Source organism: Bradyrhizobium centrosematis (genome assembly GCF_045571495.1).
In the GTDB taxonomy this organism is placed as follows: domain Bacteria; phylum Pseudomonadota; class Alphaproteobacteria; order Rhizobiales; family Xanthobacteraceae; genus Bradyrhizobium; species Bradyrhizobium centrosematis.
In genome coordinates this window covers 4,078,252-4,092,871 of the sequence record NZ_CP120703.1, presented here as the reverse complement: position 1 = coordinate 4,092,871, position 14,620 = coordinate 4,078,252, and the positions used below count along the sequence as shown (strand labels likewise).

The window sequence follows — 14,620 nt, the reverse complement described above, 5'->3', positions numbered from 1 at the left end:
ACCGCTTTGTGTGTCCCGACCGTTGCAAATCGGCGGGGTTTCCCGGCCAATCGTTTCAAGCCGGCCCCGGCCGGCCGCGTGATCGCCCGGACCCGAGTTCCCAATCGATAGCCGCCTCATGACGCCGCCCGCATCCGCACTCCCTGTCGAAGCGCCCCAGGCGTTCCTGGGAGTCACGCGCTCGCTCACCGACAAGCTCTGGCGCGATCGGCTGGACCCGCGCGGGGCAGCTCAGGCGCTCGCTATCGTGCAGCGGCACCAATTGCCGGAGCTGTTGGCACGGGTGCTGGCGGGCCGCGGGGTCGATATCGACGCCGTGCCCGACTTCCTCGATCCGACCATCCGCAAGCTGCTGCCGGATCCGTTCACGGTGACCGAGATGGAGTCCGCCGCCAAGCGGATCGCGGATGCGGCGGCGAGGGGCGAGAAGGTTGCGATCTTCGGCGATTACGACGTCGACGGTGCGACCTCGGCGGCGCTGCTCGCCTGGCACCTGCGGCATTGCGCGCTCGATCCGTTGATCCACATTCCCGACCGCATTTTCGAGGGCTACGGCCCCAATTTGGAAGCCGTGCGTGGGCTGGCAGCGAAGGGCGCCACACTGCTCGTCACCGTCGATTGCGGCACCACCAGCATCGAGCCGCTCGCCGAAGCCAAACGCCTCGGCATGTCCGTCGTGGTGATCGACCACCACCAATGCGGCCTCGATCTCCCCGAGGTCGATGCGCTGGTCAATCCGAACCGGCCGGACGATCTCTCCGGCCTTGGCCATCTCGCCGCTGTCGGACTCGTGCTGGTGACCCTGGTTGCCGTCAACCGCGAGCTGCGCCAGCGCGGCTTCTGGCGTGCCGAGATGCCCGAGCCCGATCTGCTCGGCATGCTGCATCACGTCGCGCTCGGCACGGTCGCCGACGTGGCGCCGCTGATCGGTCTCAACCGCGCCTTCGTTGCCAAGGGGCTGATCGCGATGCGGCGGCGCGACCATGTCGGCCATACCGCGCTGATGGACGTGGCGCGGCTCAACGGGCCGCCGGAGGCCTGGCATCTCGGCTTCATGCTGGGGCCCCGCATCAACGCCGGCGGCCGCATCGGCCGTGCCGATCTCGGCGTGCGGCTGCTGCTGGAAGGCGACAGCGTCGAGGCAGCGCGGATCGCCGCCGAGCTCGATCGCCTCAACAGCGAGCGCCGCGTCATCGAGCAGGCCGCCGAAGCGCAGGCCGAAGCCGAGGCGCTGGCCTCGATCGGGTTGGAGGACAAGCTCGGCGTCATCGTGACGGCGTCCGAGGGCTGGCATCCCGGCGTGGTCGGCCTCGTGGCCTCTCGGCTGAAGGAAAAATTCTCGCGGCCGGCCTTTGCCATCGCGTTGGAACCGGGCGGCATCGGCACCGGCTCGGGCCGGTCGATTGCCGGTGTCGATCTCGGCAAGGCGGTGCGGCAGGCGGTCGCCGACGGCATCCTGCTGAAAGGTGGCGGGCACGCGATGGCCGCGGGCGTGACGTTGCGGAAAGAGAAGCTCGCCGAGTTTCGGGCTTATCTCGAAAATGCGCTGGCGCAGGACGTCGCCGAGGCGCGCCATGTCAATGAGCTCTATATCGACGGCGCCGTGTCCGCGCGCGCCGTGACGGCGGAGCTTGCCGCGACGCTCAACCGTGCAGGTCCTTTCGGCACCGGCAATCCGGAGCCGGTGCTGGCGCTGCCGGCGCATCAGCTCGTCTTTGCCGACGAGGTTGGCCAGGCGCATCTGCGCCTGCGCTTCAAGTCGGGCGACGGCGCCATCGTCAACGGCATCGCTTTCCGCTCGGTCGGCCAGAAGCTCGGCAATGCGCTGCTCGCCAATCGCGGCCAGCAACTGCATGTTGCCGGCTCGCTCTCGGTCGATCGCTACCAGGGCGCCGAGCGCGTGCAATTCCGCGTCGTCGACATCGCGCTACCGGACCAGGGGCCATCCGTGATCAGATAACGCAAGATCGCCAGCGACAAACGCGGTACGCGTTTGCGCGGAGATCATGCGTAAAAGATAACTCGCTCAAATAACAAAAAGGGGAGTGAACATGGCAGGGCAGGTTGAAGGCAAGGTCGCGCTGGTGACGGGCGGTGCGTCCGGTATTGGCGAGGCCATCGTCGAATTGTTCGCGCGCGAAGGCGCCACGGTCATCGCAACCGACATCGACGAGCTGCGCGGGCCCGAGCTCGCCAAGCGCGTCGCAAAAGCCGGCGGCAAGGCAATCTTCCTGGAGCAGGACGTCACCAGCGAGGAGCGCTGGATCGAGATCGTCGCCGAAATCGGCAAGCGCTACGGCCGGCTCGACGTGCTCGTCTCCAATGCAGGCATCGGCATTTCCGTGCCCTCGATCGTCGACATGACCCTCGCTGACTGGCGCAAGCAGAACGCGATCAATCTCGACGGCGTGTTTCTATCGGTCAAACATTGCCTGCCGTTGATGCGCAAAACCGGCGGCGGCTCGATCGTCATGATGTCCTCGCTCGCCGGCCTGCGCGGCGCGCCGGGCCTGTCGGCCTATTCGCTGACCAAAGGCGGCGTACGGCTGTTCGCCAAGTCGATCGCGATGGAGTGTGCTGCGGCAGGCGACGGCATCCGCGTCAACTCCGTGCACCCCGGCATCATCGACACCCCGATCTGGGGCAAGATTCCGACCGGGGCGACCGGCGCCGGCCAGAACGCGCCGATCGATCCGGAGGAGCGGGCCAAGATCGTAACGCCGCTCGGCCGCGCCGGGCAGGCCGCGGAGATCGCCTCCGGCGTGCTGTATCTGGCCTCCGACGCGTCGCGCTACGTCACCGGCAGCGAGCTCGTGATCGACGGCGGGATGAACGCCGGCGGCGTGCCGCGGCGGGCCTGAGCGGCGCAGGGCAGGGTGGCACGCGGAGGGGCTGACGCACAGGCGCCGCCCCTGTAGAACGCGAAGAGCTCCCGACCGACAGAGGTGTCCTTCGCCATGGCGCACAGCCTTCACGCTTCCTCACCCGCGCCCTTCCGCTCCAACCGGCCGGACCTTGCGACCGATGCGATCCGCACCGCGCGCGAGGATCTGGCCGCCTGCTTCCGCATGGCCGCGCGCAACGGCTTTGAAGAGGGCATCTGCAACCATTTCTCGGCCGTCGTGCCCGGCCACGACGATCTGTTCCTGGTCAATCCCTATGGCTATGCCTTTCGCGAGCTGACCGCATCAAAGCTGCTGATTTGCGATTTCCATGGCAACGTGCTCGACCGCGAGGGCGCGCCCGAGGCGACCGCCTTCTACATCCATGCCGAGATGCACAGGCTGCTGCCGCGCGCCAAGGTCGCCTTCCACACCCACATGCCCTATGCGACGGCGCTGTCGATGACCGAGGGCGATCCGCTGATCTGGGCCGGCCAGACCGCACTGAAATTCTATGGTCGCACGGCAGTCGACCGCGACTACAACGGCCTCGCGCTCGACAGCCGCGAAGGCGCCCGCATCGCCTCGGCCGTGGGTGATGCCGATATCGTGTTCATGAAGCACCACGGCGTAATGGTGCTGGCACCGACCATCGCGGAGGCCTGGGACGATCTCTACTACCTCGAACGCGCCGCCGAGGTGCAGGTGCTGGCGATGTCGACGGGACGAAAAGTGCTGCCGGTCGATCCGGCGGTTGCCGCCGAGACCTACAGGCAGATGCGCGAGGGCGATTCCGAATCCGCCCGGCTGCATCTCGCCGCGATCCGCAGACAGCTCGATGCGGAGGAGCCGCAGTATAGACACTGACCGCAGTGTCATTCCGGGGCGAGGCAACGCCTCGAACCCGGAATCCAGAGATGGGGCGCGAGATTCCAGGTTCTCGCTGCGCGAGCCCCGGAAATGACTGGGTACCTACGTTCCCTGCCGCAGCTTCGCCAGAACCTTCAGGCCGCCATAGCCGTCGGCTGGCGTGATCCCCACACGCTGCTGGAAATCCTTGACCGCCTTCATCGTGTCGTTGCCGACGCGCCCGTCGGTGCCGCCGGTGTCGAAGCCGGCCTTGGTCAGGCGCGCCTGCATCTCCTGCACCTCGGCCAGCGTCAAGGCCCGTTCCGAGCCGGGGAACGGCTGGATGAAGGGCGGTGCGCCGAGGCAGCGGTCGCCGAGATGGCAGATCGCGAGCGCATAGTTCATTGAAGGATTGTAGCTCTTCACCGAATAGAAGTTCGGTCCAAGCAGGAACGTCGGCCCGCCCGCGACCGGTGTCCACATCTGCGCGGATGCGTTGGGCTGCGGGAACGGCTGGCCGTCGGCGCGGGTGACGCCGGCCGCCTGCCAAGCCGCATAGGTGCGGCTGCCGCTCATATTGCCTGCCGCGCGCACCTCGTAACCCCAATGTTCGCCGCGGTGCCATTTGCCGCGATTGACGAGGTATTTTGCGGTCGAGCCCAGCGCATCGTCAGGCTTACCGAATGGCGAGACCTTGCCGTCGCCGTCATAGTCGATGCCGACATTGAGCCAGACCTCCGGCATCCATTGCGAATGCCCCATCGCACCGGCCCATGAGCCCTGCATCTGCTCCGGTGTGCTCCAGCCCTTGTCGACGATACGCAGCGCGTTGATCAGCTCGGTCTCCCAATAGGCCTTGCGGCGCGGCTCATTCCAGGCGAGCGCCGCGAGCGAGGGAAACACCGGCCTCATGTGGTTCTGCTGCACCAACGGATCGCCATAGGCGGATTCGACGCCCCACAGCGCCAGCAGCGTGCCGCGCTCGACGCCGAAATCGCGCTCGATGCGTGCAAACAGCGCTTCGTTGTTCTTCAGCGCGATCTTGCCGTTGACGATGCGCCAATCGGAGACGCGGCGGTTGATATATTGCCACACCTGCTCGTGGAATTCGGGCTGGTTTCGCATCTGCTTGAACACGCTCATGTCGGGCTCGACCTGCCCCATCGCGCGCTGCCATGTCGCGGCTGAAATGCCCTTGGCCATCGCCCGGGCGCGAAAAGCCTCGCGCCATTCGTCAAAGCCTGGCGGCGAAGCGAAAACGTCGGCGGGTGCGGCGAGCAGGGCCCCCACGCCAATCGCGGATTTCAGCAGGCTGCGGCGGGTGTGATCGATCGAGGAATCAGCGTGTTTCATGAACTTATTCTAACGCGAAACAGCGCTCCTGTGAGCCGGTTCCTGGAACGTCCGGAACAGGCATTTGCCCGGAACAAATGGTCGCAGTCTTGCATTCCCTCCGCAGCACAATGAGGAGGACAGGATGAGGAAGTATCTTCTTGCCGCTGCCATGGTCAGCACCGTTACGGTCCCTGCGTTCGCCGATGAAGTCGGCGTTCACGTCGGCCCGGTTGGTGCCGGCGTGACGGTTGGCCAGTCGCCGGATTATCGCGTGCGGGAACGTGATCGCACGACGGTCATCAAGGAGCGCGAGCCGTCGGACCGCACCACGGTCATCAAGAAGGAAGATGAATTCGGCAATCGCAGCAAGACGGTGATTCATCACGACAACGATTGACGGAATGGGCCCCGGCCCGAGCGCCGGGGCCGCTTCTGTTCATCGAGAATTCGGGGTGGAATGAAGATACGCACGCATGCGGAGAGCCATGTCGTCGAACTCGACGACGGATCGCAATGGCAGATCTTTCCCGGCGATCTCGCGACCACGCTGAGCTGGAAGCCCGAAACCGACTTGCATCTCGAACAGAGCAGCGACCGGGTCGGCTCGCACGTGCTGGTGAATGCCGCCGACCAAAGCCGCGTGCGGGTGATCGCGGCGGACGATGTCTGGCACGACGGTGAAGTCAAGAAAGCGTTGAAGGACGGGTAGGACCCGCCGCAGACGGACGCCGGTCGGTCAATCCTCCTGTAGATCAGCCGCGATTCCGGCAAGCCAACGCCGGATCGCGGTTTCGGTTTTGCTGTCCAACCCCCGCGCTAGGCGTTTGTCGAGCGCGATCACCCGTTCCCGGCACGCCTTCAAGAGCGTCGCGCCGCGCGGCGTCAACGTCCATTGCTGGATGCGGCCGTGAACGGGATGGCGCGTCATCGCGATTGCGCCGTCACGTTCGAGATTGCGGATGATGACGCCGACGGTCTGGGGAGTGAGGAAGGTGAGGCGGGCGACGTCGGCACCGGACAGGCCCGGATAGGCATTCAGCATCGTCAGCACGGCGAATTGCGGCGATGTCACGCCGAGATCGGCGAGCGCTCGTTCCATCGTCAGCCGGACCGCGGCATGAGCCTGCCGCATCAGATAGCCGAGGTAGCCTTGCTCGCCGCGTTTGCCTTCGCCGGGTGCGGGCACGCGAACGGCACCGTCCAAGGCAGGCGCTGGCGGCTTTCGAACCGTTTTCGATCTCGTGGTGTCGGCGGACTTGCGCATCATGTAAGTGCTCTTATAAGATATAAGCACTCTTACAATAAGACGAGGTGAACGGCAATGTCGCATGCCCGCAGCGAATACGAGGATTTCAAGCGGATTGCACCGGATGCGTATGACGTGGTGCTTGCGCTGGGCCAGCTCGCGGCCAAGGCCGGCCTCGACAAGCATCTTCTCGAGCTCGTCAAGCTGCGCGCCTCGCAGATCAATGGCTGCGCCTTTTGCGTGCAGCATCACATTCTCCTCTCCGAACGCATCGGCGTCCCCGTGGACAAGCTCAATTTGGTCGCGGTCTGGCGCGAGGCGCCGATCTTTTCGCCGCGCGAGCGCGCGGCGCTGGCCTGGGCCGAGGCGCTGACCCTCCTGCCGGACGGCGTCGGCGAGGAGGTCTACGCCGAAGCTGCCCGCGAATTCTCCGAGACCGAGTTGATGTACCTGACCTCGGCGGTCGCCTCGATCAACGTCTGGAACCGGTTTGGTGCCGCATTCCGCTGGACGCCGGCGCCGCGGCCGGTGGCCGCGAATGCTGCGGCATCCTGATCGTCACGAGAGGAGGTCACGATGACAGTCATGAGTTTGGTGCCGCATCCGGCGCTGTCACGTTCGACGGCATTTGCCGTCGTCGCAGGGTTGGTCTGCGCGGTAGCGGTCGGCAAGAGGCTCCCGGTGACGATGGACGCTGTCTCGGGCGTGCTCGCGCCGTTGTGCGCCGCCGCTGCGGATGGCTCTTCGCTCGACAAGGTCGAGCCGATCGGCTCCTACGCACTGCCCAACGTCCCGGGCAAGCGCGTCACCATCGTGCGCGTGTCCTACGGTCCCGGCGGGTTTTCGCGGCCGCATCGCCACGCAGGCTCGGTGACCGCCTACATCACCAAGGGCGAGATCCGCTCTCAGCTCGGGGGCGGCCCGGTCGAGACATTCGGCGTCGGCCAATCCTTCTTCGAGCCGCCGGGCTCGACCCATCTGGTCTCGGCCAATGCGAGCGTGACGGAGCCGGCCGAATTGATCGCGGTCTTCGTTGCGGACGAGGGCGCGCAGCTGACGACGTTCCTTGAATGATCGTTAGCCCGGATTGCGCTTCGCTCCATTCGGGCTGCATGGCGGTTGCCGTCAGGTCGACCGCCATCGTCTCAACCGCTTCCATGCCGGTGCGAGACCGTATTCGACTGTTGGAATTGCGATTGCGCCCACAAGCAGGCCAAGCACGCCCGAGATAGCTGCCTCGACCGACCATTCGATGAGGCCGGCGACCGATGGAAGGAGATGGGCGGCAGCCCCGCTTATGGCATGGACCGTGTGGCCAACCATCGGCGGCCCGTATTTTTCGATGCCGTGCAGAATGATGCCGCCGCCGACCCAGATCATGGCGGCAGTGCCGATGGTGCTCAGCACCGACAAGAAGGTGGGCATGCCGCGGACGAGCGCGCGTCCAAGCAAGCGGATCGTCCCGCCAATGATCGAGCCGCCGCCGTAGCGCGCCAGCGCCAGGCCGACATCGTCCGCCTTCACGATCAGGGCCACCACGCCGTAGACCCCGACCGTGATGCCGAAGCCGACCAGCGCCAACACCAGCGCTTGTGTCCAGATGTTACCCGCCGGGATCGCAGCCAGCGTGATCGCCATGATCTCGGCCGACAGGATGAAATCCGTCTTGATGGCGCTCGCGACCTTCTCGTCCTCGACCGACCGGCCAATCGACGCGATCGGTTCGAGTTGAGCTTCGTGGTCGTGCGCGTGCTGCGGCATCACCGCTTCGAGCACCTTCTCGGCACCTTCATAGCAGAGAAAGGCACCGCCCAGCATGAGCAGCGGCGTGACCGCCGCGGGAAGGAAATAACCAAGCAACAGGGCGATCGGCAGCAGAATCAGCAATTTGTTGCGCAGCGATCCGGCCGCGATCTTGCCGACGATCGGCAGTTCGCGCTTGGAGGCAAATCCGATGACGTAATTCGGCGTGACGGCTGCGTCGTCGATGACCACGCCAGCTGCCTTCGTGCCCGCCTTGGCGGCCTGGCCGGCGACGTCATCGAGCGAGGCTGCTGCCACCTTTGCAATCGCCGCGATGTCGTCGAGAAGGCCGATCAGTCCGACGCTCATCAAGACTATTCCTTCTTCGTTCGAGCGGGCGTTGCGAGCGACAGCATGTTCTTGCAACCGCCTGGCATTGGAACGAGGACGTCCTTAGTTCTCCTCGCCGCTCGATCCCTCGCGCAGATCCGGCTTGTTCACGTCCTCCGGCAAGGCATGAGCGACCGGCTGTGCCGTGACCGCGATCTCCGGCCCGATCTCACGGCCGCGGCCACGGATCAGGCGTTCATAGGCGGAGATCAGGGTGACGTAGGGGCTGACCCAGATCCACCCGTCGCGTGTGAACACCTGCACATCGAAATGCAGATGCAGCGATGTTCCCGCGGGATGGTCGAGATAGTTCGAGATCACGCCGATCTTCTCGCCCTCGGTGACGATACGGCCGTTGAGCACGCCATCTGCGTTCATCGCGTGCGGATTCATGTGCATGTAGCGGAAACGGATATGCTCGGTGCGGCTGTTGACCTGAAGCGTCGCGGCCTGGTCCCTGGCTCCGCGGATCACGATGGCATCACGCACGGCGACGACGCCGCGCTGCTTGGGATCGCAGGGCTCGCGGCCTTCACCTGGCGGCGGGCAGTCGGCGGCGCGAATGTCCTCGCCCTGATGGCCGTAACCACCGCCGCATTGCCAAACCTCGAAGCTGCGCGACTCGCAGAAATTGTCGCGCCAGGGATAGGTGGTCAGACCTTCGTTCCTGTCGCGCCTGCCGTGGGATTGCGAACGCACGAAGGCGGGCGCCTTTTCGAGGGGAAAGCGGATCTGGGCATAGGCCATCATGTCGGGATGGCCGCCCTGCTTGCGGTAGCCGGTATTCGGGATGATGTCGCCGCTCGGCCGGTAGCTGAAGTCCGGTGAACGGTCCGCCGGCCGATCGAGGACGGTGGAGGCAATGTCCGTCAATGGCCGCATGCGCTGGCCGCCGGCGACACGCAGGGCCTTCAGGAAGCGCTCAGCGACGGGATAGGCTTCCTTGCAGGCGAGCCGGCGCGGCTTGGCGGCGCTGTCGAGACACTGGATCGACACGACATAGGCGACGCCGAAACGGGTGAAGGCGTAGCGGACATAGCCTTCCCGGATGAACCTGCGCAGGTCCGGGTAGATCGTCGCGAGCGGCTTGACCGGCTCGCCCTTGCCGCCCGCGGGATCGGCGATGTCGTAGATGAGCGCCGAGCCCGTGATCTGCACCTCGACGGGCCTTGCGTACGCCCGGCTCGGCATGCCGTCGCCGGCGCCCGGCTCGAGCGAGAAAGTCGCGCTGTAGCCGGCAGGACCGGCATCGAACATGTCGACGGGATTGAAGTCCGCCTGGTAGCGCGCGAGCGTGAGCGTCGCCGGCGCGCCGCTGCGCTGTGCCTCGAGATAGGCGGCGGCGTCGAACGGCAGCAGCACGGGCACGGGACTGCGGGTGATGCCGGTAAAAAATCGCGAGGAGACCGCGTTGAGCTGCACCAGTGCAGGCGTCGCGCGCGGATCGTAGCGCGGCACCGAACGGCGAGGTGCGAAGATGAAATCCTCCGCGACCCGGGGGCGGCTGTTGATCTCGGCGCGGAGCTGGTCGAGCGCTGCGCGCCAGTCGACGCGCAGAGCCGTGAGCGAGCGGCTGCGGAATTCGTCCGCAGCCAGCGGGGAGGCAATGAAGAGCGAAAGCGACGCCAGAAGGTGCGAGACGAAGCGGAAATTCTTCCCAACCACTGTCTCGCCCCCCGGCGCCAACTGCTGCGACCGCCCTGTTCCCCGTCAGTCCTTGGCGCGCTCGGCGTAGGAGCCGTCTTCGGTCATCACCACGACTCGGGTGCCGACCGTGATGTGCGGCGGCACGGTGGTTCGCACGCCGTTGGAGAGCACCGCCGGCTTGTAGGAGGAGGAGGCGGTCTGGCCCTTGGTCACTGGCTCAGTCTCGACCACTTCCAGCGTCACGCGCTGTGGCAGCGCGATTGCCACCGGGTTGGTGTCGTGCATGGACAGCTTGACCGTCATGCTCTCCTGCAGATACGCGGCGGCGTCGCCGACCACGTCCTTCGAGACCTGGACCTGATCGTAGGTCTCCGGGTTCATGAAGTGGTAGCCGTCGCCATCCTCATAGAGGTAGGTGTAGTTGCGCTCTTCGATCGTGGCCTTTTCGACCTGGTCGGTGGTCTTGTAGCGTTCCGAGATCTTTACCCCGTCCGAGATTCGGCGCATTTCGATCTGGCTGACCGGGGTACCCTTGCCGGGATGGATGTTCTCGGCGCTCACGACGACATAAAGCTTGCCGTCTTGCTCGATCACGTTGCCCTTGCGAATAGAACTGGCGATGACTCTCAAAGCTGTATTTCCTGCTTGCTTGGCCCGGCACCGGCCAGGACGTGGTCAAATTGATGGGGGACTTGGGGCCTCAAATCGGACCTTGGCGCCCGTTTCGGGCCGCAACATACTGATTTTGCCGGTGGATGCCAGCGTTTTGCTGAGACGCGGGGCGGTCGGTTAATGGCTGGGGACAAGCCCATCTCGCCGTTCTGGTCGCCCTCGCGGCACCTCGACCGGCGGCCGTTCCTGCAGGCCAGGGGCGCCGTGATCGGAGCTTTACGGGGCTTTTTCGCCGAACAGGGGTTTGTGGAGGTCGAAACCTCGGTTCTCCAGGTCTCGCCCGGCAATGAGACCCATCTGCACGCCCCCCGGACCGAGATCATGCGGCCCGACGGCAGCCGCGTCACCCGTTACTTGCGGACCTCGCCGGAATTCGCCTGCAAGAAGCTGCTGGCGGCAGGGGAGGCGCGGATTTTCGAGTTCGCCCGGGTGTTTCGGGATCGGGAACGGGGCGACCTGCATCTGCCCGAATTCACCATGCTGGAATGGTACCGGGCAAGCGCCCCCTATGATGCCATCATGGCCGATTGCGTCGTCGTCATCGCCCATGCGGCGCGGGCGACCGGCATCGGGACCTTCTCATTCCGCGGCCGCACCGCCGATCCTTTCGCCGAGCCCGAACTCCTGACGGTCGCGGGCGCCTTCGCGCGATTTGCCGGCATCGACCTGCTCTCGACAATCTCGGGCAGCGAGGGTAACCGTGCCGCGCTCGCCGCGGCCGCCGGCGGCAAGGTCCGCGTGGCCGGGGACGACACCTGGTCCGATATTTTCAGCAAGGTTCTGGTCGAGCATGTCGAGCCGCATCTGGGGCTGGGGCGTTTGACCATTCTGTTCGAATACCCATCTCCAGAGGCAGCGCTGGCACGGGTGAAGACTGGGGATCCCAGGGTCGCCGAACGTTTCGAGGTCTATGCCTGCGGCGTCGAGCTCGCCAATGGCTTCGGGGAACTGACCGATGCCGAGGAGCAGCGCAAACGCTTCATGGAATCGATGGCGGAGAAGCAGCGCCGCTACGGCGAGGCCTATCCGCTGGACGAGGACTTCCTGGCCGCCGTTGCGGCAATGCCGGAGGCGAGCGGCGTTGCGCTCGGCTTCGACCGGCTGGTGATGCTGGCAAGCGGCGCATCGCGAATTGATCAGGTGGTGTGGACGCCGCCTGCAAATGAGACGTTAAGCGAGCGATGACAAAAAGCAGTCTTGCACGGACATTGCGCGAGCCGGCCGAGCTCGTTGCTGAAGGCCTGGCGCCGGCCGCGGCGCTGCCTGCGCTCGAGCGGGTTGCTGCGCGCTATGCGGTCGCGATCACCCCGGCGCTAATCGAGCTGATCGACACGTCCGACCCCGCCGATCCCATCGCGCGTCAGTTCGTTCCGACGGCCGCGGAGCTGGAGATGCAGCCGGGGGAGCACGCCGATCCGATCGGCGATCACCCGCACTCGCCGGTGCAGGGCATCGTGCACCGCTATCCCGATCGCGTTCTGTTCAAGCTGGTTCACGTTTGCGCGGTCTATTGCCGCTTCTGCTTCCGCCGCGAGATGGTGGGGCCCGGCAAGGAGAACGCGCTGTCGGAGGACGCCTATCGTGCGGCGATCGATTACATCCGATCGCATCACGAGATCTGGGAGGTGATCCTGACCGGCGGCGATCCCCTGATGCTGTCGCCGCGGCGGTTGGGTGAGATCATGGCCGACCTCGCCGCCATCGATCACGTCAAGATCATCCGGCTTCACACCCGCGTACCCGTGGCCGAGCCCGCGCGCATCAGCGACGAGTTGGTTGCAGCGCTCAAGGTCGAGGGCGCGACCACCTGGGTCGCCTTACATGCCAACCACGCGCGCGAATTGACCGGGCCGGCGCGCGCCGCCTGCGCGCGGCTCGTCGATTCCGGAATCCCGCTGGTCAGCCAGTCCGTGCTCTTGCGCGGGATCAACGACAACATCGCCGCTCTGTCGGATTTGATGCGAGCTTTCGTCGAATGCAGGATCAAGCCTTATTATCTGCATCACGGCGATCTCGCGCCGGGCACTGCGCATCTGCGGACGACGCTGGCGGAGGGGCAGGAGTTGATGCGGCAGTTGCGCGGACGGGTGTCAGGGCTGTGTCAGCCGGACTATGTCATCGATCTTCCCGGCGGCGCGGGCAAATCGCCGGTGGGACCGAACTATGTGTTGGCGGAGCAAAATACCGCGGCCGGTGTACGTGAAGCGGAAACGAAAACGAGCTATCGTATCGTTGATTATTGCGGCGACGTTCATCTCTATCCGCCTGAGATCTGAGCGGTGAGAAGCGTCGGTTGGAGAATGGAGGATCGGAGATGAAGAAGATCATGCTGGCCGCATCGCTCGTGGTCTTGCTGGGCGGCCCGGGGATTGCGCAGACCGGGGCCAAGGGATCGCCATCGAGTGGCGCGACCTCGGGATCGCTGCCGCCGGCGCCGGTCGGTCATCGCCAGCCGCGCGTCTCGGACGTGCCGAACGAGAAGAATTTGACCGATCCGAACGATCCACTGAGCAAGGAAAACCAAGCCCTCGACAAGAAGATCAAGAGCATCTGCCGCGGCTGCTGATGAGCGTACCTCTCCCCGACGGGGAGAGGTACCGAGCCTTGACACTTCGTCAGCCTCTCCTACGCCGACCGCTCGTGCAGTCCGGCGCGGCGGGTGTTGCGGCGGACCTCGACTGCGTCGGCGAGCTGCTCGAGCACGGTTGCCGTGGTCGCCCAGTCGATGCAGCCATCGGTGATGCTCTGGCCGTAGGCGAGCGGTTTGCCAGGCACCACGTCCTGGCGACCGGCGACGAAATTGCTCTCGATCATCACGCCCATGATGCGATTCTCGCCGCCGGCGATCTGACCGGCGATGTCGGCCGTGACCAGCGGCTGGTTCTCCGGCTTCTTGCTCGAATTGGCGTGACTCGCATCGACCATCACGAGCGGCGCGACGCCGGATCTGGTCAGCTCGTTGCAGGCGGCCGCGACACTGGCCGCGTCATAGTTCGGCTCAGCTCCACCGCGCAGGATGATGTGACAGTCCTCGTTGCCGGCGGTCGAGGCGATCGCCGAGCGGCCGAGTTTTGTGACAGCCATGAAATGATGCGGATGCGAGGCCGATTTCACCGCATCGGCGGCAATGCGAACATTGCCGTCGGTCCCGTTCTTGAAGCCGACGGGACACGACAGCCCCGAAGCCAGCTCGCGGTGGATCTGACTCTCGGTCGTGCGCGCGCCGATCGCGGCCCAGGACACGAGGTCGGCGATGTATTGCGGCGTCGTCATGTCGAGGAATTCGGTGCCGGCGGGCAGGCCGAGATTATTCACCGCCGACAGTACGTTGCGCGCCAGCCGCAGACCCTTGTTAATGTCGAAGCTGCCGTCGAGATCGGGATCGTTGATCAGGCCCTTCCAGCCGACCGTGGTGCGCGGCTTCTCGAAATAGACCCGCATCACGATCTCGAGCTGATCGGCGAGATCCTCGCGCAACTTCGCGAGGCGCTCGGCGTAATCGAGCGCGGCCCTGGGATCATGCACCGAGCAGGGGCCGACCACGACCAGAAGGCGGTCGTCCTGGCTGTTAAGGATGGCGTGGATGGCGTTGCGCGCGGCCATCACCACGCGGGTGGCGGTGAGCGTGCGCGGGACCTCCCGCATCACCTCTTCCGGGGTGCTCAGTTCTTTCAGTTCGCGGATGCGAAGATCGTCGGTCGTGCTCAGCACGGCGGGCTCCTGTCGTTTTGAGAACCTGCCGGCCAACAAAAAAGCCGCCAGGTCTGGCGGCTTGTTCGGACGTTTGCTGCAATATTTCAGATTGAGCGCGATCCTCCTGCCGCCAGCGAGCTGTCGTAGCTAAAGTACCAAAAAT

General features: G+C 65.3%; 16 protein-coding genes. 10 read left to right on the top strand and 6 right to left on the bottom strand.

Translation table 11 applies throughout. The features are described 5' to 3' along the window. Nucleotides 1-118 precede the first annotated feature (118 nt). The 3 genes from recJ to P6U31_RS19720 all read left to right on the top strand — a co-directional run bounded on the left by recJ (nt 119) and on the right by P6U31_RS19720 (nt 3,749). Nucleotides 119-1,960, top strand: a complete 1,842-nt coding sequence (gene recJ, locus P6U31_RS19730; protein ID WP_407183335.1) for a single-stranded-DNA-specific exonuclease RecJ — start codon at nt 119-121, stop codon at nt 1,958-1,960. A gap of 91 nt (nt 1,961-2,051) precedes the next feature. Beyond that, nucleotides 2,052-2,861 carry an SDR family NAD(P)-dependent oxidoreductase gene (locus P6U31_RS19725; RefSeq protein ID WP_407183334.1) on the top strand — a complete coding sequence of 270 codons (810 nt, stop codon included), beginning with the start codon at nt 2,052-2,054 and terminating at the stop codon, nt 2,859-2,861. A gap of 96 nt (nt 2,862-2,957) precedes the next feature. Then, a complete protein-coding gene (locus P6U31_RS19720) occupies nt 2,958-3,749 on the top strand; it encodes an aldolase (RefSeq protein ID WP_407183333.1) in 792 nt (263 codons plus the stop codon). A gap of 105 nt (nt 3,750-3,854) precedes the next feature. Here the strand turns inward: P6U31_RS19720 and P6U31_RS19715 are convergent, their stop codons facing one another. Then, a complete protein-coding gene (locus tag P6U31_RS19715; protein ID WP_407183332.1) occupies nt 3,855-5,084 on the bottom strand; it encodes a lytic murein transglycosylase in 1,230 nt (409 codons plus the stop codon). 124 nt (nt 5,085-5,208) lie between these two features. On the opposite strand from P6U31_RS19715, the gene P6U31_RS19710 reads away from it, so the two are divergent. Both P6U31_RS19710 and P6U31_RS19705 read left to right on the top strand, forming a co-directional pair. After that, nucleotides 5,209-5,463, top strand: a complete 255-nt coding sequence (locus tag P6U31_RS19710) for a hypothetical protein (protein WP_407183331.1) — start codon at nt 5,209-5,211, stop codon at nt 5,461-5,463. A gap of 60 nt (nt 5,464-5,523) precedes the next feature. Further along, nucleotides 5,524-5,775: a hypothetical protein gene (locus P6U31_RS19705; protein WP_407183330.1), complete on the top strand. Its 252-nt coding sequence runs from the start codon at nt 5,524-5,526 to the stop codon at nt 5,773-5,775. A gap of 27 nt (nt 5,776-5,802) precedes the next feature. On the opposite strand, the gene P6U31_RS19700 is transcribed toward P6U31_RS19705, so the two are convergent. Beyond that, nucleotides 5,803-6,333, bottom strand: a complete 531-nt coding sequence (locus P6U31_RS19700; protein ID WP_407183329.1) for a MarR family winged helix-turn-helix transcriptional regulator — start codon at nt 6,331-6,333, stop codon at nt 5,803-5,805. A 54-nt stretch (nt 6,334-6,387) separates the two neighbouring features. Here P6U31_RS19700 and P6U31_RS19695 point away from each other — a divergent pair, with 54 nt between their 5' ends. Next, complete coding sequence (locus P6U31_RS19695; RefSeq protein ID WP_407183328.1) at nt 6,388-6,867, top strand: carboxymuconolactone decarboxylase family protein; 480 nt, start codon at nt 6,388-6,390, stop codon at nt 6,865-6,867. A gap of 21 nt (nt 6,868-6,888) precedes the next feature. Further along, the gene (locus P6U31_RS19690; protein ID WP_407183327.1) at nt 6,889-7,386 is read left to right on the top strand and encodes a cupin domain-containing protein; all 498 of its coding nucleotides are present in this window, start codon (nt 6,889-6,891) and stop codon (nt 7,384-7,386) included. Between the two features lie 51 nt (nt 7,387-7,437). On the opposite strand, the gene P6U31_RS19685 is transcribed toward P6U31_RS19690, so the two are convergent. The 3 genes from P6U31_RS19685 to efp all read right to left on the bottom strand — a co-directional run bounded on the left by P6U31_RS19685 (nt 7,438) and on the right by efp (nt 10,722). Next, the gene (locus tag P6U31_RS19685) at nt 7,438-8,424 is read right to left on the bottom strand and encodes a DUF808 domain-containing protein (RefSeq protein ID WP_407183326.1); all 987 of its coding nucleotides are present in this window, start codon (nt 8,422-8,424) and stop codon (nt 7,438-7,440) included. 84 nt (nt 8,425-8,508) lie between these two features. Continuing rightward, the gene (locus tag P6U31_RS19680; RefSeq protein ID WP_407183325.1) at nt 8,509-10,131 is read right to left on the bottom strand and encodes a M23 family peptidase; all 1,623 of its coding nucleotides are present in this window, start codon (nt 10,129-10,131) and stop codon (nt 8,509-8,511) included. Between the two features lie 24 nt (nt 10,132-10,155). After that, the gene (gene efp / locus P6U31_RS19675) at nt 10,156-10,722 is read right to left on the bottom strand and encodes an elongation factor P (protein ID WP_024337831.1); all 567 of its coding nucleotides are present in this window, start codon (nt 10,720-10,722) and stop codon (nt 10,156-10,158) included. 162 nt (nt 10,723-10,884) lie between these two features. On the opposite strand from efp, the gene epmA reads away from it, so the two are divergent. The 3 genes from epmA to P6U31_RS19660 are packed head-to-tail and all read left to right on the top strand — an operon-like array spanning nt 10,885 to nt 13,330. Further along, entirely contained in the window at nt 10,885-11,949 is a 1,065-nt protein-coding gene (gene epmA, locus P6U31_RS19670; RefSeq protein WP_407183324.1) for an EF-P lysine aminoacylase EpmA, read from the top strand. Continuing rightward, nucleotides 11,946-13,040, top strand: a complete 1,095-nt coding sequence (locus tag P6U31_RS19665; RefSeq protein WP_407183323.1) for a lysine-2,3-aminomutase-like protein — start codon at nt 11,946-11,948, stop codon at nt 13,038-13,040. The genes epmA and P6U31_RS19665 overlap by 4 nt, the downstream gene beginning before the upstream one ends. 38 nt (nt 13,041-13,078) lie before the next feature. Further along, nucleotides 13,079-13,330: a hypothetical protein gene (locus P6U31_RS19660; protein ID WP_407183322.1), complete on the top strand. Its 252-nt coding sequence runs from the start codon at nt 13,079-13,081 to the stop codon at nt 13,328-13,330. A gap of 59 nt (nt 13,331-13,389) precedes the next feature. Here the strand turns inward: P6U31_RS19660 and P6U31_RS19655 are convergent, their stop codons facing one another. Next, on the bottom strand, nt 13,390-14,475 hold the full coding sequence (locus tag P6U31_RS19655) for a 3-deoxy-7-phosphoheptulonate synthase (RefSeq protein ID WP_407183321.1): 1,086 nt from the start codon (nt 14,473-14,475) through the stop codon (nt 13,390-13,392). Nucleotides 14,476-14,620: the final 145 nt, after the last annotated feature.